General features: G+C 73.3%; 14 protein-coding genes. 2 read left to right on the top strand and 12 right to left on the bottom strand.

Annotation, left to right across the window (positions count from 1 at the left end; translation table 11 throughout):
• Window positions 1-4: 4 nt before the first annotated feature.
• From FB586_RS04510 to FB586_RS04500, 3 genes are all read right to left on the bottom strand, one after another.
• Window positions 5-1,024 (bottom strand): ABC transporter substrate-binding protein, encoded by a 1,020-nt coding sequence (locus FB586_RS04510; RefSeq protein WP_168800451.1) that lies wholly within the window; start codon window positions 1,022-1,024, stop codon window positions 5-7.
• A gap of 103 nt (window positions 1,025-1,127) precedes the next feature.
• A complete protein-coding gene (locus tag FB586_RS04505) occupies window positions 1,128-2,039 on the bottom strand; it encodes an ABC transporter permease (protein WP_136518072.1) in 912 nt (303 codons plus the stop codon).
• Window positions 2,036-2,875 carry an ABC transporter ATP-binding protein gene (locus tag FB586_RS04500; RefSeq protein ID WP_222928271.1) on the bottom strand — a complete coding sequence of 280 codons (840 nt, stop codon included), beginning with the start codon at window positions 2,873-2,875 and terminating at the stop codon, window positions 2,036-2,038. Before FB586_RS04500 ends, FB586_RS04505 begins: the two co-directional genes overlap by 4 nt.
• A 176-nt stretch (window positions 2,876-3,051) precedes the next feature.
• Between FB586_RS04500 and FB586_RS04495 the strand changes: the two genes are divergently transcribed.
• Window positions 3,052-3,747 carry a GntR family transcriptional regulator gene (locus tag FB586_RS04495; RefSeq protein ID WP_168800450.1) on the top strand — a complete coding sequence of 232 codons (696 nt, stop codon included), beginning with the start codon at window positions 3,052-3,054 and terminating at the stop codon, window positions 3,745-3,747.
• Between the two features lie 95 nt (window positions 3,748-3,842).
• Here the strand turns inward: FB586_RS04495 and FB586_RS04490 are convergent, their stop codons facing one another.
• The 8 genes from FB586_RS04490 to FB586_RS04455 form a co-directional block, all read right to left on the bottom strand.
• The gene (locus tag FB586_RS04490) at window positions 3,843-4,895 is read right to left on the bottom strand and encodes a TerC/Alx family metal homeostasis membrane protein (protein WP_246036431.1); all 1,053 of its coding nucleotides are present in this window, start codon (window positions 4,893-4,895) and stop codon (window positions 3,843-3,845) included.
• 202 nt (window positions 4,896-5,097) lie between these two features.
• Window positions 5,098-7,158 carry a beta-galactosidase gene (locus FB586_RS04485; RefSeq protein ID WP_136518070.1) on the bottom strand — a complete coding sequence of 687 codons (2,061 nt, stop codon included), beginning with the start codon at window positions 7,156-7,158 and terminating at the stop codon, window positions 5,098-5,100.
• A 15-nt stretch (window positions 7,159-7,173) separates the two neighbouring features.
• The gene (locus FB586_RS04480; protein ID WP_136518069.1) at window positions 7,174-7,887 is read right to left on the bottom strand and encodes a glycosyl transferase; all 714 of its coding nucleotides are present in this window, start codon (window positions 7,885-7,887) and stop codon (window positions 7,174-7,176) included.
• Window positions 7,888-7,892: 5 nt separating this feature from the next.
• Window positions 7,893-9,446, bottom strand: coding sequence for a GH39 family glycosyl hydrolase (locus tag FB586_RS04475; protein ID WP_222928294.1), 1,554 nt, complete (start codon window positions 9,444-9,446; stop codon window positions 7,893-7,895).
• Window positions 9,447-9,520: 74 nt separating this feature from the next.
• Window positions 9,521-11,182 (bottom strand): ABC transporter substrate-binding protein, encoded by a 1,662-nt coding sequence (locus FB586_RS04470; RefSeq protein WP_136518067.1) that lies wholly within the window; start codon window positions 11,180-11,182, stop codon window positions 9,521-9,523.
• Window positions 11,183-11,276: 94 nt separating this feature from the next.
• Window positions 11,277-12,203, bottom strand: a complete 927-nt coding sequence (locus FB586_RS04465; RefSeq protein WP_246036428.1) for a carbohydrate ABC transporter permease — start codon at window positions 12,201-12,203, stop codon at window positions 11,277-11,279.
• Window positions 12,200-13,171, bottom strand: coding sequence for an ABC transporter permease (locus FB586_RS04460; protein WP_370741049.1), 972 nt, complete (start codon window positions 13,169-13,171; stop codon window positions 12,200-12,202). Before FB586_RS04460 ends, FB586_RS04465 begins: the two co-directional genes overlap by 4 nt.
• Before the next feature lie 97 nt (window positions 13,172-13,268).
• Window positions 13,269-15,659 carry a beta-xylosidase/alpha-l-arabinosidase gene (locus FB586_RS04455; protein WP_136518302.1) on the bottom strand — a complete coding sequence of 797 codons (2,391 nt, stop codon included), beginning with the start codon at window positions 15,657-15,659 and terminating at the stop codon, window positions 13,269-13,271.
• A 220-nt stretch (window positions 15,660-15,879) separates the two neighbouring features.
• Here FB586_RS04455 and FB586_RS04450 point away from each other — a divergent pair, with 220 nt between their 5' ends.
• Complete coding sequence (locus FB586_RS04450) at window positions 15,880-16,917, top strand: LacI family DNA-binding transcriptional regulator (protein ID WP_136518066.1); 1,038 nt, start codon at window positions 15,880-15,882, stop codon at window positions 16,915-16,917.
• 30 nt (window positions 16,918-16,947) lie between these two features.
• Here FB586_RS04450 and FB586_RS04445 read toward each other — a convergent pair whose 3' ends face one another.
• Complete coding sequence (locus FB586_RS04445; protein ID WP_136518065.1) at window positions 16,948-19,404, bottom strand: glycosyl hydrolase family 95 catalytic domain-containing protein; 2,457 nt, start codon at window positions 19,402-19,404, stop codon at window positions 16,948-16,950.
• Window positions 19,405-19,488: the final 84 nt, after the last annotated feature.

Raw genomic sequence — 19,488 nt, 5'->3', positions numbered from 1 at the left:
CGGGTCAGTCGGCGGTGACGAACTGGGTGTCGGCGATGACGTCGAAGCTCTGGGGCACCTGGGAGTCGTCGAGGATCTCCCCGTTGCGGGCGACCTCGAGCGCCATCTCGACGGCCTCCTCGGTCAGCCACGAGCCGTCCCACAGGGAGTCGGCGTAGGCGCGGTCGAGCGTGGCGGCGAGCACGTCGGGCTCCATGGTGGGGAACTCGGCGGCGGCGAGCTCCTCCGCGTACTCCCGGTCCTCCTCGATGCGCTGCTGCCCCTTCGACAGGGCGTCCACGAACGCCTGCACCAGGTCGGGGTCCTCCTCGACGGTCGCGCGCGGCACGACGATGGAGGAGTACGCGTACGGGCCGAGCAGCTGCAGCGGGTTGAGGAACGGCTCGCCCCACAGGCCCTGCTGGATGCCGAGGCCGAGCTGCGGCTCGGCGACGACGGCGACGTCCGCCTGCCCCTGCGCGACGGTCGCCGGGATGGCGCTGGAGTCCTCGACCTCGATGAGCTCGACGTCCGCCTCCGGGTCGAGGCCCTCGGTGATGAGGATGTGGCGCAGGATCGCGTTCGGCGTGCCGCCGTAGCGCCCGCCGGCGATCGTCTTGCCGCGGAGGTACTCGCCCATGTCGGCGCCCTCCTCCGGCTCGGTGCCGGCGGCCGCCACGAAGTACACGTTGCCGCGGTTCACCACGTTGGCGACGGTGACGAGGTCGGAGCCCTTGACGTTCGCGACGGCGCCGGACTCGGGTCCGCCGATGAAGCCGAACACCTCACCGGCGAGCGTGGCGTTCACGTGCCCGCCGCCCGTCAGGGTCGTCACCTCGACCTCGAGCCCCTCCTCCTCGAAGTAGCCGAGCTCGCGGGCGGCGTACAGGGGCAGGTAGCCGACGCCGTGCACGGGCTCGGCGATCGTGATCTTCGTGGTGCCGCCGTCGGCGGACCCGCCGGTGCCGGCGGACGCGCCACCGGCGCACGCGGCGAGGGCGAGGACGGCGCTCGCCGCGACGGCGGCGCGGAGCAGGTTCTTCACGTGCTTCCTCCTGGGGGTGGGCAGGCAGGACCGGGCGGACGCCCGGGGTGGGCGCCGCGCGGTGGTGAGGGGGTGCGGTGGTGAGGGGGTGCCGAGGGGCGGGTCAGCGGGAGTGGGTGAGGCCCTTGAGCAGGCGCTTCTCGACGCCCGAGACGACGACGTAGAGCAGCATCGACAGGATCGCGAGCGTGAAGACGCCGACCCAGATCAGCGCGATGTCGTAGGTGGAGCCGGCGTAGTGGATCATCCGGCCGAGCCCGGCGGTGGAGCCGATGTACTCGCCGACGATCGCGCCGGTGAGCGCGAGCCCGATCGCGACCCGCAGGCTGGAGGCGATCCACGGCAGCGTCGAGGGGACGACCACCTTGGTGAACACCTGCCAGCGGGACGCGCCGAGCGAGTACAGGAGCGTCGTCAGGTCCTTGTCGACCGCCTTGACCGCGGAGTACGTGTTCAGCGTCTGGATGACGATGACCAGGGCCGTCGCCATCGCGACCTTCGAGCCGAGGCCGAGCCCGAGGACGAGCACGACGATCGGCGCGAGCGCGAGCTTCGGCATCGCCTCGAACGCGATGACGAGCGGCTCGGCGACGAGCGCGTACCGCCGCGACCACCAGAACGAGAGCCCGAGCACCACCCCGCCGACGACCCCGAGCACGAAGCCGAGGACCGTCGAGGTGAACGTGAACCGCGCGTTCGCGAGGATGTCGCCGGACTGGAAGGCCGTCACCGCGGTCTGCCAGATCCGGGACGGCTGGCTCCAGAAGAACGGGTCGACGAGGCCGACCCGGGCGCCGACCTCCCACAGCGCGAGGACGGCCACGACGACGCCGAGCCGCGCGGCGGCGACGCCCCAGGCGCCCGGCTCGCGGGCGTCCTTGCGGCGGCGGACCACCGGTGTGCTGGTCGCACGCAGCCGGCCGAGCTCGTGCAGGCTGTCCTGCGCGGTGAGGACGCCGCCGGACGCGTCAGCCGGTGCGCCGGTCCCGGCGGGGGCGGGGGCGGTCGTGGTCATCGGGTCTCCTCGGCGTCGTGGGCGCGGTGCGCCCCGTTGAGCAGCTCGCGCGCGTCGGCCTTGAGCCGGACGAACTCCGCGCTCGTGACCACGGAGGGCTTGCGGGGGCGGTCGAGCGTGACGTCGAACTCGGCGACGATCCGGCCGGGCCGGGCGGACATGACGACGACCCGGTCGGACAGGTAGATCGCCTCGTCGATGTCGTGGGTGACGAACAGGACGGTCTTGTGGAAGTCGTCCCACAGGTCCAGCAGCCACTCCTGCATGTGCTCGCGCGTCTGGGCGTCGAGGGCGCCGAACGGCTCGTCGAGCAGGATGACGTCGCGGTTGAACAGGACCGTGCGCAGCAGCGCGACGCGCTGGCGCATGCCCCCGGACAGCTGCGTCGGGTACCGGTTCTCGAACCCGCCGAGCCCGTACGTGGTCAGCAGCGGCCGGGCGAGGGCCTGCGCGGCCTTGCGCCGCACGCCGCCGATCTCGAGCCCGAGGACGACGTTCTCCAGCACGGTGCGCCACGGCAGCAGGAGGTCCTTCTGGAGCATGTAGCCGACGAGCCCCTGCTGCCCGGAGCGGTCGACGCCGTCGATGAGGACGCGGCCCTCGGACGGGGTGTCCAGGCCGGCGATGAGGTTGAACAGCGTGCTCTTGCCGCAGCCGCTCGGCCCGATGAGGGAGACGAACTCCCCCGGCCGGACGGTGAGGTGGGCGTCGACCAGCGCGTCGACCGTCCCGCCCTCGGGGCTCGGGAACCGGCGGCTCACGTGGTCGATGACGAGCTGGTCGGACGTCGGCGCCACGGCCGGCGCGGCGGGGGTGGGGGCGAGGACGGTGGCCACGGGTCTCCCTCGGTTCGTCGATTCTATAATCTATAGAGGACTCTCCACCCGACTCGTTTCCCTGGGATGTGGCTCGCGTGAACTCGGTGTTACCCCTGGTCCCGGACGTGGCCGCCGCTCCCGCCACCACCGGTGCCCCCGCCCGCGGCCGTGCCCCGCGTGCCACGATGTCCGGCGTGGACGAGCACGCGCGCCGACGGGCGACGCCCGGACCGCCGCGCACCGCCCACCAGTGGGTGCGCGAGCAGATCCGCGAGGCGATCTTCACCGGCACCTACCCGCCGGGCACGCGCCTCGTGCAGGGCGAGATCGCCGAGCGGTTCGGGACGAGCGTCACCCCCGTGCGCGAGGCGATGCGCGACCTCGCCAACGAGGGGCTCATCGACGTCGACCCGCACCGTGCCGCGACCGTCCGCGCGATCGACCTCGACGAGGCGGTCGAGGTCAACGAGATGCGGCTCCTGCTCGAGCCCCTCGCGGCACGCCGCGCGGCGGAGCGCATCACCGCCGACGAGCTGGAGGCGCTGCGCGCGACCGAGCACGCCATGGAGGCGGCGCCCGACCACGCGACGTGGCTCGAGCTCAACCGCCGCTTCCACCTCGAGGTGATCGAGGCGGCCCGCTCGCCCCGCCTCGGGGACGTGCTGCGCACGCTGCGCCAGATCAGCAGCTTCTACCTGGCCGCGCTCGTGCGGGCGCAGGGCGGCGACCGGGAGAAGAGCGCGCGCGAGCACGGCGAGCTGCTCGAGGCGCTGGCCGTCCGCGACGGCGACCGTGCCGCCGCGATCATGGCGCACCACCTCGCCGACGCCGACACGCTCCGCACCCGCCTGCGCCCGGCGTCCGACGGGCACCCCGACGCCCTGTCGTGACCCGCCGCCGGCGTCGAGCGCGGTAGATGCGCGACGAGCGCGGTAGTCGTGACTACCGCGCTCGTGCCGCATGTACCGCGCTCGACGCGGGTGCGTCAGCGGTGCTGGTGGGCCCCCGGCTCGGCGACGTGCGCCGACTCGGCGGCGTCGCCCGACCTGCCGCGCGTCGCGTACAGGCTCGTCGCGGTGACCACGCCGAGGATGACGACGATGACCACGAGCGACCAGACCGTCGGGACCGTCGGCACGCCCGGCCAGATGCCGTGCGCCCAGTGCAGGACGAGCTTGACGCCGATGAAGCCGAGGATCGCCGCCAGGCCGTAGCCGAGGTGCACGAGCTTCGACAGGGCGCCCTGGAGGACGAAGTACAGGGCGCGCAGGCCCAGCAGCGCGAACGCGTTCGTCGCGAACACGAGGTACGGGTCGCCGGTGATGCCGTAGACGGCGGGCACGGAGTCGACGGCGAACACGATGTCGGTCGCGAACACGGCCACGACGACGACCGCGAACGGCGTGAGCATCCGCTTGCCGTTCTCCACGACCGACATCCGCGGGCCGCGGTAGTCCTCGGTGACCGGCATGAAGCGCCGGATCAGCTTGACCGACCGCATGTTCGCGACGTCGACGTCGTGGCCGGTGCCCTTGACCTGGTCGCGCAGGATCTTCACGCCCGTCGCGAGCAGGATGGCGCCGAACACGAGGAACGCGAACGCGAAGTTCGCGAGGAACGCCGCACCGAGCGCGATGAAGATGCCGCGCAGCACGAGCGCGCCGATGATGCCCCACAGCAGGACGCGCTGCTGGAGCGCCGCGGGCACCGCGAACGCGGTCAGCAGCAGCATGAAGACGAACAGGTTGTCGACCGACAGGGACTTCTCGACGAGGTACCCGGTGAGGTACTCGACGCCGGTCTGCTGGCCGTACTGCGACCAGATCCACCCGCCGAACGCGAGCGGCAGCGCGATGTAGAACGCCGACCAGCCGGCGGCCTCCTTCATCGACACCTCGTGCGGCTTGCGGGTGAGGACGAAGTCGAGCGCGAGCAGCGCGATGACGGCGGCGATGGTCAGGCCCCACATGGTGGGCGTGGCGATGGTGCTGATGGCCGAGCCGGACTCGGGTCCGGCGGCAGCGAGCAACGGGGTCAACGGAGTCTCCTACACGTGTGGTGTGGCTCCGAGGTCTCCTTCACCCGCCGCGACGGCGGGCCACCGCCCGAGGTCGCATGGTGCGCCGTACTGACCGGGTCGGTGCGGGGAAGTACTCCCCTCGACCGGCTCAGGGTACGGGACGAACGCCGCCGCGACACGGCGGCACCGTGGCCGGCACCCGTCCGCGTGAGCGCCGACCTCAGCAGGCCTCGCCCTGCCGCAGCACCATGACCTGCGCGGGAGCGAGCGTCAGCTCCTCGCCGACGGCCACCTCGCGGCCCGTCAGGAGGTCGGTGCCGCCCACCTCGAGCGTCACGGTCCGCAGGCCGTCGCCGTGGTGCAGCAGGAAGCGGTAGCACGTGCCGTCGGGCGCGACCCGGTCGACGACCTCGACGCCGTCGTCGCCCGCGTGCGGGCCGACGAGCCCGTGGCGGCCCAGCACCGTGCGGAGCACCGCCGCCACGCCGTCGTCGTCCAGGCCCGTGCCGACGTGCCACGCCTCGCCCCGGCCGCGCCCGGCCCGGGTGACCGCCGGCGTGCCGGCGTAGAAGTCGGCGCCGTACGTGCCGACCACCTCGGTGCCGGCCTGCGCCACGAGCAGCTCGAACACCAGGCCCGCGTCGTGCACGACCTCGGAGCCGTTCAGGCGCAGCGTGACGGGGTTGGCCGCACCGGGTGCCGCCGAGTCCGTCTCCTCGACCCGCACGCCCAGCAGCGCGTCCAGCGGCGGCGCGCCGAGGAACGCGTTCGTGTCCTCGTCGACCCGGCCGCCGTAGAACGTCGTGACGAGCGACCCGCCGCCCTCGACGAACGCCGTCAGCCGGTCGGCGAGGTCGCCCTTGAGCATGTGCAGCAGCGGTGCGACGACGACGTCGTACCCCGACAGGTCGGCCGTGACGGGCACGACGTCGACGGGGGTGTTGGCGTGCCACAGCGCCCGGTGGTACTGCAGGAACGTGGGCAGGTAGCCGACGTGCCGGTTGTAGCCGTCCGTCATCTCGACGGCCCACCACGAGTCCCAGTCGAGCAGCAGCGCGACGCGTGCGGGCGTCCGGGCGCCGAGCAGCGCGTCGCCCGTCACCGCCAGCGCGCCCCCGAGCTCCGCGACCTCGCGGAACACGCGCGTGTCGGTCCGTCCGGAGTGGTCGATCACGGCGCCGTGGTACTTCTCGCACGCCCCCCGGGACTGCCGCATCTGGAAGTACAGGGCCGCGTCCGCGCCGTGCGCGACCGACTGCCACGTCCACAGCGCGAGCACGCCCGGCCGCTTCACCGGGTTCACGTCGCGCGAGGCCGTGATCGACGGCGTCTGCTCCATGACCCAGAACGGCTGCCCGCCCTTGAGGCCCCGCATCGCCGCGTGCGTCGCCGCCATGCGCGCGGCCGTGCGCAGCGGGTCGTCCGCCGGCGGGTAGTTGTCCCACGACGCGAAGTCGAGGTGCTCGGCCCACCGGTGGTAGTCGACCGGCTGGTAGAAGCCCATGAGGTTCGTCGTCACGGGCGTGGTCGCGTCGTGCCGGCGGATCGCGGCCTTCTCCGCGACGAACCCGCCGAGCAGCGCGTCGGACATGAAGCGGCGGTAGTCGAGCGTGATGCCCTGGAAGGCCGTGTGGTTCGGGCCGCGCCAGTGCTCCGACAGCATCGACGGCGCGGGGATCTCGTCCCAGTCGGTGAAGACGTGGGACCAGAAGAGGGTGTTCCAGGCCTCGTTCAGGCGCTCCAGCGAGCCGTACCGCTCGCGCAGCCAGACGCGGAACCCCGCGGTGCACAGCTCGCACCAGCAGCCGCCCCCGTACTCGTTGCCCACGTGCCACGCGACGACCGCGGGGTGCCCCGCGTACCGCTCGGCGAGCCGGTCGGCCATCGCGACCGACAGGCGCCGGAAGTCCGGCGACGACGGGCAGTGGTTGTGCCGCTGCCCGTACACGTGCCGCCGGCCCTCGAAGTCGACCCGGCACGCGTCCGGGTACGCCCGGGCGAGCCACGGCGGCATGGCCCCGCTCGGGGTCGCCAGGACCACCTGCCGCCCCTCGGCCGCCACGCGCTCGACGATCGCGTCGAGGCGGGAGAAGTCGTAGCGGTCCTCCGCGGGCTGGGTGTGCGCCCACGCGAACACCCCGACCGTGAGCGTCGTGATGCGGGCCTCGGTGAACGCGGCGTGGTCGGCGTCCCACACGTGCTCGGGCCACTGCTCGGGGTTGTAGTCACCGCCGTAGCGCAGGTGGTCGGACAGCGGGAGACCGGGGACGTGCGACGTCATGCGGACGGACCTCAATCAGCTCTCGGGTCGGGTGAAGCGAGCGGTCGCGTCGCGCAGCACCGGGTCGGCGTTGCGCGTGAGCAGGAGGGCGAGCAGGCCGAGCAGGGCGACGAGCACCCAGTCGGACGTGAGCAGCACGATCCCGGCGGACAGCACCAGCAGCGAGAGCGTGCCGAGCGTGACCAGGGGGCGTGCGGCCAGGTAGTAGGAGGCCAGGCGCGCGACGTCGCGCGTGCGCAGGCTGAGGGTGGCGGACAGCACGAGCGCGTTGGCGGCCCACAGCAGCACCGCGGCGCCCACGACCAGCAGCACGATCCCGTACCCGCCGGGCACCCCGGCGGCGCCGAGGTTGCCCAGCGAGAAGCCGACGACCGCGAGCACCGCCAGCGTCGGCACCCACCAGCGCAGGACGTCGAGCGCGTTCAGCCGGTACCCGCGCCAGAAGTGCCGGCCCGGGCCCAGGTCCCGGTCCGCGAGGAATCGGCGCCACGCGAACACCGCCGCCGCCAGCGCGGGCGCGAGGGGCACGAACGCGAGGGCGATCAGCGGCGCGTTGCTCGCGTCCCACGCGAGCAGGGCGACGAGCACCAGCGGCAGCCCGCCGGTGAGCACCACGAGCACGCTCACGGCGAGGACCCACCACACGACGGCCGCCGCCCGCGACAGCGGGCCCGGCCCGATCTCGTCGTCGGGTGCCCCGCGCCGCCCGCCCACGCCTCCGTACGTCATCGCGCTCACGCGTCCCGGCGCTCGTGGGCCGCGACGAGGCGGTCGTCGTCCCCGCCGAGCAGACGACGGTCGTCCAGGCCCTCGTGGTGGGTCGGCGTCACCGGGAGCACCTCGACGAACGTGACCTCGTGGCGGGACAGGACGAGGTCGACGTCGACGCGCCCGTCGTGGACGCCGGCGTGCGCGTGCGAGGACGCGGGGGCCGCGCAGGCCCGCAGCAGGTCGAGCTCACGGGTGGTCGGCGACTGCGGGCGCCCGAGCTCGCGCCACGCGGCGAACGCGTTGCCGTCGTGCTCGTTGACGCGCTCGCGGCGCACGAACGCGGCGGGCGTGCCGGCCGGGACCGGCAGGGACAGGGAGAGGCGGTGCTCCGCCGGGGCCTCCGGGGCGTCCGTGCCGCCCACGGGCTGCCACGCGAGCACCGTCACCCGCCCGTCGGGGTCGGCGCAGACCAGGTGGTCCTCGCCGCGGGCCAGCACGTCGCGACCCATCCGGGCCATGAACCTGTAGAGGTGGTACGTCGGCTTGGCGACCTGCCGGTGGGTGAGCATCCCGAACCCGCCGTGGAAGAACGACGTCGGCACGTTCGTCTCCTCGAAGACGTCGCAGAACGTCCAGTAGGAGAACGAGTCGACGAGGTCGCCCCCGCCGGCCAGCACCGGCGCCAGGTACGCGGCGTTGTAGGCGGTGTCGTGCACCGGGTTGTCCGGGCGGTACGACGTGTTGAACTCGGTGACGTGCACGGGCAGGCCCGCCAGGCGGGTGCCCTCCAGGTGCCGGCGCGGCGCGTCGAACTGGTCGAGCAGGCTCTGCGGCGGCATGAGCGTCTGGTACGTGCCGAAGGGCACGTGCTGCGCGGGGCCGGACGTGTACGCGTGCCGGCTGACGAAGTCCACCGGCACGTCCCGGCGCGCCACGAAGTCGGCGAAGGGCGCGAACCACTCGTCGGACCCGGGCGAGATCGCGGGCCCGCCGACCTGCAGGTCCGCGTCGACGTCCTTCACCGCGCGGGCCGTCGCCTCGTACAGGCGGAAGTACGCCTCCTGGTCCGCGTCCTTCCAGAAGACCGTGAGGTTCGGCTCGTTCCACACCTCGATCGGCCAGCGCCGCACCTCGTCGAGGCCGTACCGGTCGATCTGGTGGCGCAGCAGCGCCTGCACGAGCGCGACCCACTCGGCGTGGTCGCGCGGCGGGGTGATGTTGCCCTTCCACCAGAAGACGGTGTCGTCGCCGGACGCGAGCTGCGACGGCATGAAGCCCAGCTCGAGGAACGGCCGGATGCCGACCGAGAGGAAGAAGTCGTGGACCTGGTCCACGTAGGTCCACGTGTACCGGGTGTGCGTGCGCCCGTCGACGTCGTCCGTGCGCAGCGCCGCCATGTCGTCCGACAGCAGGCCGTGCCCGCGGACGTGCCGGAAGCCGACCTCGCGCTGCACCTGCGTGAGCGAGTCGCGGTAGTCGGACCGCAGCGCCAGGTTCATGCGCCCGGTGCCGACGCAGGCGCGCCACGCGTCGGGCAGCGGTCCGGTGGGCTGGGCGGGGACGGTGATGCGCAACAGGGACTCCCTCGTCGGTGGTGCGGGCCGGCCCCGCGTCCACGAGTGTGGACGCGGGGCCGGCGTGGTGCGTCGGGTCAGCCGTTCTTCTCGGCGTAGCGCTGCTGCGCCTCGTTCACGACGTCCAGGTACTGCTGCATGTTCTTGCTCTCGAGCTCGGCCACGTAGGCGTCCCACTCGGACAGCGGGCGCTGGCCGAGGATGAACGCCGCGGTGTTCTGCCAGACGTGGTCGCGCAGGGCCGTCTGCCAGAGGGAGACCTGCTCGCGCTCGAGCTCGTTGAGCGGCGCCGGCGGTGCCACCGGGGCGAGCTCCTTGTCCGACATCGACTCGACGAACTCCACGACCTCCGGGCGGAGCATCGACTGGTCGAGGTCGTCGGTCGAGCCGTGCTCGAGCATCCAGACGCCGTTGTGGTAGCCGAAGTCCACGTTGAGCGACTTCGGGGCACCCGGGTTGAGGCCGTTCTGGTCGACGTCCGCCGCCAGCGTGCGGGTGCCGTCGGCGTCCTTCGTGTAGGTCTCGCCCTCGACGCCCCACTTGGCGAACTCGAGGCCCTCGTCGGAGTAGTACAGCCAGTCGAGGAACTGCAGCATGGCGAGGAAGTCGTCCTCCTCGGCGGCCGTGGACGACAGCATGAGACCGCTGACCAGGCGCTGACCGCCCTGGATGTCACCCGCGGGACCGGCGGGGACGCGGATCATCGCGACCTCGCCCTGCGTGCCGAGCTCGGTGAACGTGTCGCGGATCTTGAGGACCTCCTGGTCGTTCGTCAGCTGCGCGAACGCCTGGCCGGAGCCCATCTTCTGCAGGGCCTGGTCGTCCTCCTGCGTCAGGCTCTCCGGGTCCATGAGCCCGTCCGCGACGAGGCCGTGGTAGTACTCGACGAGCTCGCGGTACTCGTCGCTGGCGCCCGCGTAGACGAACTCCTCGGCGTCCTCGTCCCACTGGACGCCCTCGCCGAAGCCCCAGCCCGCGATGGTGCCGAAGGCCGGCGCGGCGACGTTGAGCGTCGCCTCGAGGGGCCCGTTGGCGGACCACCGGTCGGAGATCGGGTAGCGGTCGGGGTACGCGGCCTTGACCTTCTCCAGGTCGGCCTTGAAGTCCTCGAACGTCTCCGGCTCGAGGCTCAGGCCGAGCTGGTCCCAGACGTCCTTGCGCACCGCGTAGGTGTACATGGGCCGGACCGACTCGCGCAGGCCGGGCAGCAGGTAGAACTTGCCGTCCTCCTGGCGCAGGCGGTCGAGCTCCGCGCCGAGGTCCCACTTCTCGACCTTGTCCTGGAAGTTCGGCATGAACTCGACGTAGTCGCTCACCGGCAGGATCGCGCCGCCCGCGACGAACGGGACCTCCTGGCCCGGGTAGGTCACGGAGATGATGTCGGGCGCGTTGCCGGCGCCGATCGCGATGGACTGCGCCTGCTGCCAGTCGGACAGCGGGGCGGTCTGGATGTCGAACTCGACGTTCTGGTTCTCCTTGAGCTTCGTCAGGATGTCCCAGTCGTCCTTGAGCGGGTAGTTCGGGTGGTCGCGGTACATCAGCCCGAACGTCACCGGCTCCGTGGCCTTGAAGGTCGTGCCGACGTCGTAGTCCTCCATCGCGCCGACCTGACCCAGCTCGCTGGCGTCGGCCGTGGCCTCGTCGCCGCCCGAGCCGCCGCCGGAGCAGGCCGCCAGGGCCAGCGCCAGGGTCGTGGCGGTGGCGGCGAACGCCACCGACCGCTTCCTCGTCGTCCTCATCATTCTCCTTCCGGGTGGAACGCCGTCGTCCTGCATCCGTGGAAGTGCACCGCGGGCCGGTCGGCCCGCAGCGGGAACCGGGAATTGAGCGAAGTCACTGCTTGACCGAGCCGAGCATCACGCCCGACACGAAGTACCTCTGGATGAACGGGTAGAGGCACACGATCGGCAGGACGGTGAGCAGCATCGTCACCGCCTTGACGTTCGCGGCGATCTGCGTGGCCTCGGCCGACCCCGCGGCGCCGTCGACGCTGGTGGCGCCGGCGATGAGGTTCCGCAGGTAGACGGTGACCGGGTACAGCTCGCGGTGGTCCATGTAGAGGAACGCGGCGAACCACGAGTTCCAGAACGACACCGCGTAGAACAGCACCATCGTCGCGATGACCGCCTTGCTCAGCGGCAGGACGATGCGCCACAGCTTCCCGTACGTGCTCAGCCCGTCGATCTCGGCGGCCTCCTCGAGCTCGGTGGAGAAGCTCTCGAAGAACGACTTCATGACCAGCAGGTTGAAGACGCTGATCGCGTTCGGCAGGGCGATGGCCCACACCGAGTTGCGCAGCCCGAGCTCGTTGACGAGCACGTAGTTGGGGATCAGGCCGCCGTTGAAGAACATGGTGAACACGGCGATGCCGATGAACACCTTGCGGCCCTTGAGGTGGTGCTTGGAGATGGCGTACGCGAACGTCGTCGTCAGCACCATCGCCACGAGCGTCGCGACGACCGTGTAGTACACGGTGTTCTGGTAGTTGCGCCAGAACATCCGGTCGCCCATCACGAGGTCGAACGTCGTGAGGTTGAACCCGCGCGGCCACAGGCTCACCTGGCCGGCGTTGATGTACGCCTCCGAGCTGAACGCCTGCGCGGCGAGGTTGACGAACGGGTACAGCGTCACCGCCGCGATGATCACCAGCAGCGTCGCGTTGATGACCCGGAACGCCCGGTAGGCGCGCGTGTCCTTGACGGCCCGGACGGTCGGCTTCGTCAGCCGCTCGTCGAGGCGCGTGACGTCGTCGACGGTCACCACAGGGAGGCTCCCACCACTCGGCGCGAGATCGCGTTGGCGGACAGGACGAGGGTGAGGCCGATGAGGGCCTCGAACAGGCCGATGGCCGTCGCGTAGGAGAACTGGCTCGACCCGATGCCGACGCGGTACAGGTACGTCGCGATGACGTCCGCCGTCGGGTACAGCAAGGGGTTGTAGAGGAGCAGGATCTTCTCGAACCCGACCGCCATGAACGAGCCGATGTTGAGGATGAGCAGCACGACCATCGTCGGGCGGATGCCGGGCAGCGTGACGTGCCAGGTCTGCCGCCACCGGTTCGCGCCGTCGATGCGCGCCGCCTCGTACAGCTGCGGGTCGATCGTCGACAGGGCGGCGAGGTAGAGGATCGTGCCCCAGCCGACCGTCTGCCAGATCTCGGACCCGATGTACACCGTCCGGAACCACTCCGGGAGCTGCATGAACGAGATCGCGTCGCCGCCGACTGCGGTGATGATCTGGTTGATCGTGCCGCGCATCGCGGTCAGCTGGAACACCAGGCCCGCGACGATGACGATCGACATGAAGTGCGGCAGGTAGGAGATCGTCTGGATGATCCGCTTGAACCGCTGGGAGCGCAGCTCGTTGAGCATGAGCGCGAGGACGATCGGCAGCGGGAAGATGATGACGAGGCTCAGCACGCCGAGGATCAGCGTGTTCTGGAAGACGTTCCAGAAGGTCTGGTCCTGGATGAACATCCGCACGTAGTGCAGGCCCACCCACTCCTCGCCGAAGATCGAACCGCCCGGCCGGAACCGGCGGAACGCGATGACGTTCCCGACCATCGGCAGGTAGCGGAAGATCGCGAAGAACACGAGCGGCAGGACCAGCAGCGAGTAGAGCTGCCAGTCGCGCCGCAGCGCCTTGCGCCACGACGTGGGCGCGGCGCCCTGCTGGCGACGGCCGCGGCCGAACCGGCGCCGGCCGGCCGTGCCGGCGCCGGCGACCATGCCGAGCGTCGCCGCCGTCGCCGTGCTGCCGCCTCCGCCCGTGGGCGTCGTCGACGTCGTCTGCCCCGCGGGCAGGGGGTCGTGCACGGTCATGAGGTCACCGCCCTCCGGGGGACGTGAGCACGCGTGCCGTGCTCAGGAGGTGACGGTCGTCGCCGACCGTCCGGACAGGTCCGTCCATGCGGAGCCGGACGGCGTGCTCGGCGTCCGCGCTGGAGCGTGCGAGACGCAGCTCGACGTCGCCCGGCTCGACGACACGGGTGCCGTCACGGCGCGTGAACGACGCCAGGTCGGCGTGCACCGTCATCTCGACCGTGGCGCTCTGCCCCGGCTCGAGGTCGACGCGGGCGTGCCCGACGAGACGGACGACCGGGCGGACCACCGAGGCCACCGGGTCGTGCAGGTACAGCTGGACGACCTCGGTGCCGGCGCGCCCGCCGTCGTTGCGCACGTCCACCGCGACGCGCGTCTCGCCGTCGACGGGCCAGACGTCGCCGTCGAGGGCGCGCGCGCCGGACCAGGTGAACGTCGTGTACGTCAGGCCGTGGCCGAACGGGTAGAGCGGCGTGGGGTCGACGTCGGAGACGCCCGACCGGCGGCCGAGCGGCTGCGACAGGTACGTGCCGGGCTGCCCGGACGCGTCGCGCGGCATGCTCACCGGCAGGCGGCCGGACGGCGCGACGTGGCCGGTGAGCACCTCGGCGAGCGCCTGCCCGCCGAGCTGCCCCGGGAAGAACGCCTGGACGACGGCCGCCGCGCCCTCGGCGAGGTCGCCGACCGCGTAGGGGCGGCCCGTGAGCAGGACGAGCACCACCGGCGTGCCGGTCGCGAGGACGGCCCGCACGAGGTCGCCCTGCCGGCCCGGCAGGTGCAGGTCGGTGGCGTCGCACCCCTCGCCGGAGGTGCCCCGCCCGAACAGGCCGGCCCGGTCGCCGACGGCGACGACCACGACGTCCGCGTCCCGCGCGACGGCGACGGCCTCGTCGAAGCCCGACGTGTCGTCGGACTCGATGTCGCAGCCGCGGGCGGTCGGCACGTCCCCGACCCGCTCGCGCAGCGCGGCCAGCACGCTCGGCACGTCCACGCCCATCGGGACGTCGGGGTGCTGGGCCCCGACGTGCGCGGGGAAGGTGTAGCAGCCGAGCATCGCCATCGGGTCGTCGGCGAGCGGGCCGACGACGGCGACGCGCGCACCGTGCGCGAGGGGCAGCACGCCGTCGCGGTTCTCCAGCAGGACGACGGACTCGCGCGCCAGGCGCAGCGCCACGTCCCGGCCGACCGGGTCGTCGAGGAGGACCGCGTCGCCCGCAGGCGGGGCCGGGTCCCAGTCCTCGTCGAGCAGGCCGACCTCGGCCTTCTGCGTGAGCACGCGGCGCAGCGCCCGGTCGACGAGCGCCTCGTCCACCGTGCCGTCGCGCAGGGCGGCGAGCAGCGGCGCGCCGTAGGCGTCCACGGACGGCAGCTCGACGTCCACGCCGGCGCGCAGCGCGAGGTGCGCCGCCTCGCCGAGGGAGCCCGCGACGCCGTGCAGTCGCTGCAGGAACGCGATGCCGAAGTAGTCGGCGACGACCGTGCCCTCGAAGCCCCAGCGGCCGCGCAGCAGGTCCGTGAGCAGCCACTCGTCCGCCGCGGACGGGACGCCGTCGATCTCCGCGTAGGAGTGCATCACCGAGCGGGCGCCGCCGTGCCGCAGCGCGGTCTCGAACGGCGGGAGGATGACGTCGGCGAGCTCGACGGGCCCCATGGACACGGGCGCGAGGTTGCGGCCGGCGCGCGAGGCGGAGTAGCCGGCGAAGTGCTTGAGCGTCGCCACGACGCCCGCGCCCTCGAGCCCGCGGACGTAGGCGGCGCCGAGGTCCCCGACGAGGTACGGGTCCTCGCCGATCGTCTCCTCGGTGCGGCCCCAGCGGTAGTCGCGCGTGACGTCGAGGACCGGGGCGAGGCCCTGGTGGACGCCGGCCGCGCGCATCGAGGCGCCGATCCGGCCGGCCATCTCCTCGACGAGCGCCGGGTCGAAGGACGCACCCCAGGCGAGCGGGGTCGGGTAGGTCGTGGCCTGCCAGGCCGCGAAGCCCGTCAGGCACTCCTCGTGCACCTGGGCGGGGATGCCGAACCGGTTGGCGGCCACGACCTGGCGCTGCGACGCGGCCAGCGAGCGGGCGGCGACGACCGGGTCGACGGGGGCCGTGCCGAACGGGCGCGTCAGCTGGCCGAGGCCGTGGGCGATGACGGCCTCGAAGGACGGGATGGTGCCGCTCATGTCGGCCTGGTGCGGGGCGACGCCGCCGCCGGACGCGTCCGCGCCGACCCAGAGCCCGACGAGCTGGGCGACCTTCTCCTCGGCGGTCATCTCCGCGAGGAGCTGCTCGACCCGGTCCCGGCGACGCGCGGCGCGGTCGGCGGCGACGGTGGTCGCCTCCTCCGTCGCCGTGCCGGACGCCGCGTCCTGCGCGTCGACCGGTCGCACGTCCTGCTGCTGCGCCGCCATTGGCTCGTACCCCACATCCTCGTGGTATCGGCAACTTTCGGCATGTTGCCGGAATGCTGTGGCCGACAACTTAGGCAAGCGTTTGCACAGGAGTCAAGACCGGTGACCGAACCGAGACCTTGGGAGGAATCGACCGGGTGATGCCCTCCCGCACGGCCGGGTGCTACGGTCCTGTCGAAACTTGCGCAACGGCTGCGCAGACGTGGACGAAGGGGGCGCGGTGCCGGCACCGACCGAACCGACGGGCACCGCCCGCGCCGTCACGATCGCCGACGTGGCGGCACTGGCCGGGGTCTCCGTCCCGACCGTGTCCAAGGTGCTCAACGGGCGCGCCGACGTCGCCCCCGCGACCCGCGCCCGCGTCGAGGCGATCCTCGAGGAGCACAGCTACAAGCGGCGGCGCTCCCGCACGTCGACGGACCCCTCGCTCATCGACCTCGTCTTCCACGAGCTCGACAACGCGTGGGCGCAGGAGGTCATCAAGGGCGTCGAGGACGCCGCGTCCGCCCGGCGGGTCGGCGTCGTGCTGTCCGAGCTCGGCGGGTCCCACCGGCCGCAGCAGGACCTCATCGACGACATCCTCGCCCGCCGCCCCCTCGGCGTGCTGCTCGTGCTCTCGTCCCTCGACGTCACCCAGCGCCACCAGCTCGAGTCCCGGTCCATCCCGTTCGTCGTCGTCGACACGTGGGGCGAGCCGCCGGCCGGCGTCCCCACCGTCGGCTCGAACAACTGGAACGGCGGGCTCATCGCCACGCGGCACCTGCTCTCGCTCGGGCACCGGCGGATCGGCGTCATCGCCGGCCCCGCCGACGTGCTGTGCAGCCGGGCCCGCGTCGACGGCTACCGCAGCGCGCTCGAGGAGGCCGGGATCCGGCCCGACCCCGCGCTCACCCGGTGGGGCGACTTCCACGTCCTCGGCGGGTACACGCACGGCATCGACCTGCTGTCGCGCCCGGACCGGCCGACCGCGATCTTCGCCGGCTCGGACTACCAGTCCCTCGGGGTGATGCGGGCGGCCCGCGAGCTCGGCCTGAGCATCCCCGACGACCTGTCGGTCGTCGGGTACGACGACATCCCGCTCGCCCAGTGGCTCGGCCCCTCCCTGACGACCGTGCGCCAGCCGCTGCGGGAGATGGCGGCCACCGCGACGCAGATGCTGCTCAGCCTCGCCGCCGGCGAGCACCCCGCGAACCTGCGGATCGACCTCGCCACCGAGCTCGTCGTGCGGGAGTCGTCCGCGCCGTACCGGGCCGACTGACGGCCGGCCCTCCCCCGTCCGGGCGCCCGCTCAGGGTGTGACGGCGACCGGCGCCCCCGCGGGCAGCACGACCTGGCGGCGCGCGGCGCCGGCCCCCGTCCGCACGTCCACGACCGTCCGTCGGCCCGCCCGCAGCACGGCGCGCACCACGCGCCCGTCCCGCCACACGAGCTCCTCCAGCCGCAGGCCGCCGCGCAGCCGCAGACCCGTGACTCGCCCGTCCGGCCACGCCGCCGGCAGCGCCGGCAGCAGGTGCACCTCGCGGACGCCGTCGGCGCCGAGGCGGTGCGCCTGCACGAGCGCCTCCGCGACACCCGCGGTGAAGCCGAGGTTGCCGTCCACCTGGAACGGCGGGTGCGCGCACAGCAGGGACCGGTAGACGCCGCCGACGTGGCGGGGCGCGGGACGGCCGGGGTCGGCGCCGCCCGCGCCGACCGCCGCGGCGAGGTCGTCGTCGACCGGGTGCAGGAAGGCGTCGACGAGGTCCGCCACCCCGCCGACGTCGCGCAGCCGTGCGCGCAGCGCCAGGCGCCACGCCAGCGACCAGCCGGTGGAGTCGGGGCCGCGGGCGTCGAGCGTCCGCCGGGCCGCCGCCGCGAGCGCGGGCGCCGCGTCGGGGTCGATCGACGTGCCCGGGAACACCCGGTACAGGTGGGACTGGTGGCGGTGCTCGGGCTCGGCGTCGGGCACGTCCGACGACCACTCCGCCAGCCGCCCGTCGGGCGCGACGCGCTCCGTGGGCAGCCGGTCGAGCGCCCCGTCGACGGACGCGAGCAGGTCCTCGTCGCGGTCGCCGGCCACGGGCGCGAGCCGGCGCACGTGCTCGAGCAGGTCGCGCGCCATCGCGAGGTCCGACGTCGTGGAGACCCCGACGCTCGCGACCGTGCCGTCGGGGAGCAGGTACTGGTTCTCGGGGCTGGTCGCGGGCGAGGTGCCGAGCGTGCCGTCCGGGAGGTCGACGAGCCAGTCCAGCAGGAACAGCGCAGCGCCCCGGACCACCGGCCAGTGCCGACGCAGCGCGTCGTCGTCGCCCGTCCAGTCGTGGTGGTCGACGACGTGCCGCGCGAGCCAGACCCCGCCGAACGGCCACGTCGACCAGCTCGGGCTGTCCTCGCCGGCGCCGACCGGCCCCGTGAAGCACCACGGGTCGCTGTTGTGGTGCGCCACCCACCCGCGCGCGCCGTACAGCCCGCGCGCCGTGCGCTCCCCCGCGACCGCGAGCCGGTCGAGCCAGGACAGCAGCGGCTCGTGGCACTCCGCGAGGTCGCCGACGAGGGTCGGCCAGTAGTTCATCTCGGTGTTGATGTTGATCGTGTAGTTCGCGTTCCACGGCGGCTGCCGGTGCGGGTTCCAGATGCCCTGCAGGTGCAGCGGGAGCGTGCCCGGCCGCGAGCCGGCGACCGTGAGGTACCGGCCGTACTGGAACGCCAGGACCGCGAGGTGCGGGTCGGCCTGCCCGCGGGCGTGCGCGACGAGGCGCGCGTCGAGCGGGGCGTCCGGCACGGGTGCGCGCAGGTCCAGGTGGACGCGCCCCATCAGGGACGCGTGGTCCGCGACGTGCCGGCCCGGCAGCCCGTCGAGGTCCGCGAGCGCGGCCCCCAGCCCGGTGAGCGCGTCCGCGACGACGCGGTCGGCGTCGCCGTGCAGGCGGCCGTCCGCCACGACGTGGTCGGTCGCGGTGGTGAGCAGCACCCGCAGGCGCCGGGCACCGGCGACGCGGACACCGCCGTCGGCGACCTCCGCCGCGCCGTCGGCCACGACCGCGAGCGCGACCGCCGCCAGCACCCCGGGGCCGTCGTAGGAGATCGCGTCGGGCACGCCCAGGTAGTCGGGCAGGACGCGCGCGGGCATCCGCACGAGGGCGACGAGGCCGGGCGCGCCGCCCGGCAGCGGCGCCGGCGGGCGGACCCACGGGTGCGGGGAGGTGACGGCGACGGTCGCGGTCGCACCGGCGGGCGCCGTGCCGGTGCCGTCGGCCGCGTCGGTGCACCGGTCCAGGAGCAGCGCGCCGTCGGGGTGGCTGACGAGCACGTCCTGCCGCCACCGGGTGCCGTCACCGGCCGTCCACGTGGTCGTCGCGACGCCGTCGGCGAGGTCGAGGACGCGGCGGTACCCCTCCGCGGCGTCGGCGGCCGGCTGCTCGAGGAGCACGTCGACGAGGGGCTGGTTCGCCGCGCTGTACCCGCTCTGCAGGCGCCGGACGTGCCGCTCGGCGCCGGGGACGTCGCCGTCGGCGAGCGCGCGCCGGGCGGCGGCGAGGACCGCGGCCGGTCCCTCAGGGTCCGCGAGCGGAGCGAGCGCGTGCGCGCCGGGGGCGCCGGACCAGCACGTGTCGTCGTTGACCTGCAGCCGTTCGCGGCCGGTGCCGCCGTGCACCATCGCCCCGAGGCGCCCGTTGCCGACGGGGAACGCGTCGGTCCACATCTGCGCCGGTGCGTCGAGCCGCAGCCCGAGGGACTCGTCCCGGTCCACCACGTCGTCGCCCATCCGTCCCCCGTCGCACGCCCCGTCACGTCACCGGCCGCCCGGCACGCTAGCAGCGCGCACCGACGGCGGTCCCGCCCCCCGGCG

It is taken from the genome of Cellulomonas telluris (assembly GCF_004886325.1).
Taxonomy (GTDB): domain Bacteria; phylum Actinomycetota; class Actinomycetes; order Actinomycetales; family Cellulomonadaceae; genus Cellulomonas; species Cellulomonas telluris.
Note: the sequence above shows the minus strand (reverse complement) of the source record. Positions and strands in the feature narration are given on the sequence as shown.

Excerpts from the sequence above, each read along its gene's own strand:
- FB586_RS04505 (WP_136518072.1), bottom strand. The coding sequence starts at position 2,039 with ATGACCACGACCGCCCCCGCCCCCGCCGGGACCGGCGCACCGGCTGAC.
- FB586_RS04485 (WP_136518070.1), bottom strand. The coding sequence starts at position 7,158 with ATGACGTCGCACGTCCCCGGTCTCCCGCTGTCCGACCACCTGCGCTAC.
- FB586_RS04480 (WP_136518069.1), bottom strand. The coding sequence starts at position 7,887 with ATGACGTACGGAGGCGTGGGCGGGCGGCGCGGGGCACCCGACGACGAG.
- FB586_RS04470 (WP_136518067.1), bottom strand. The coding sequence starts at position 11,182 with ATGAGGACGACGAGGAAGCGGTCGGTGGCGTTCGCCGCCACCGCCACG.
- FB586_RS04460 (WP_370741049.1), bottom strand. The coding sequence starts at position 13,171 with ATGGTCGCCGGCGCCGGCACGGCCGGCCGGCGCCGGTTCGGCCGCGGC.
- FB586_RS04455 (WP_136518302.1), bottom strand. The coding sequence starts at position 15,659 with ATGGCGGCGCAGCAGCAGGACGTGCGACCGGTCGACGCGCAGGACGCG.
- FB586_RS04445 (WP_136518065.1), bottom strand. The coding sequence starts at position 19,404 with ATGGGCGACGACGTGGTGGACCGGGACGAGTCCCTCGGGCTGCGGCTC.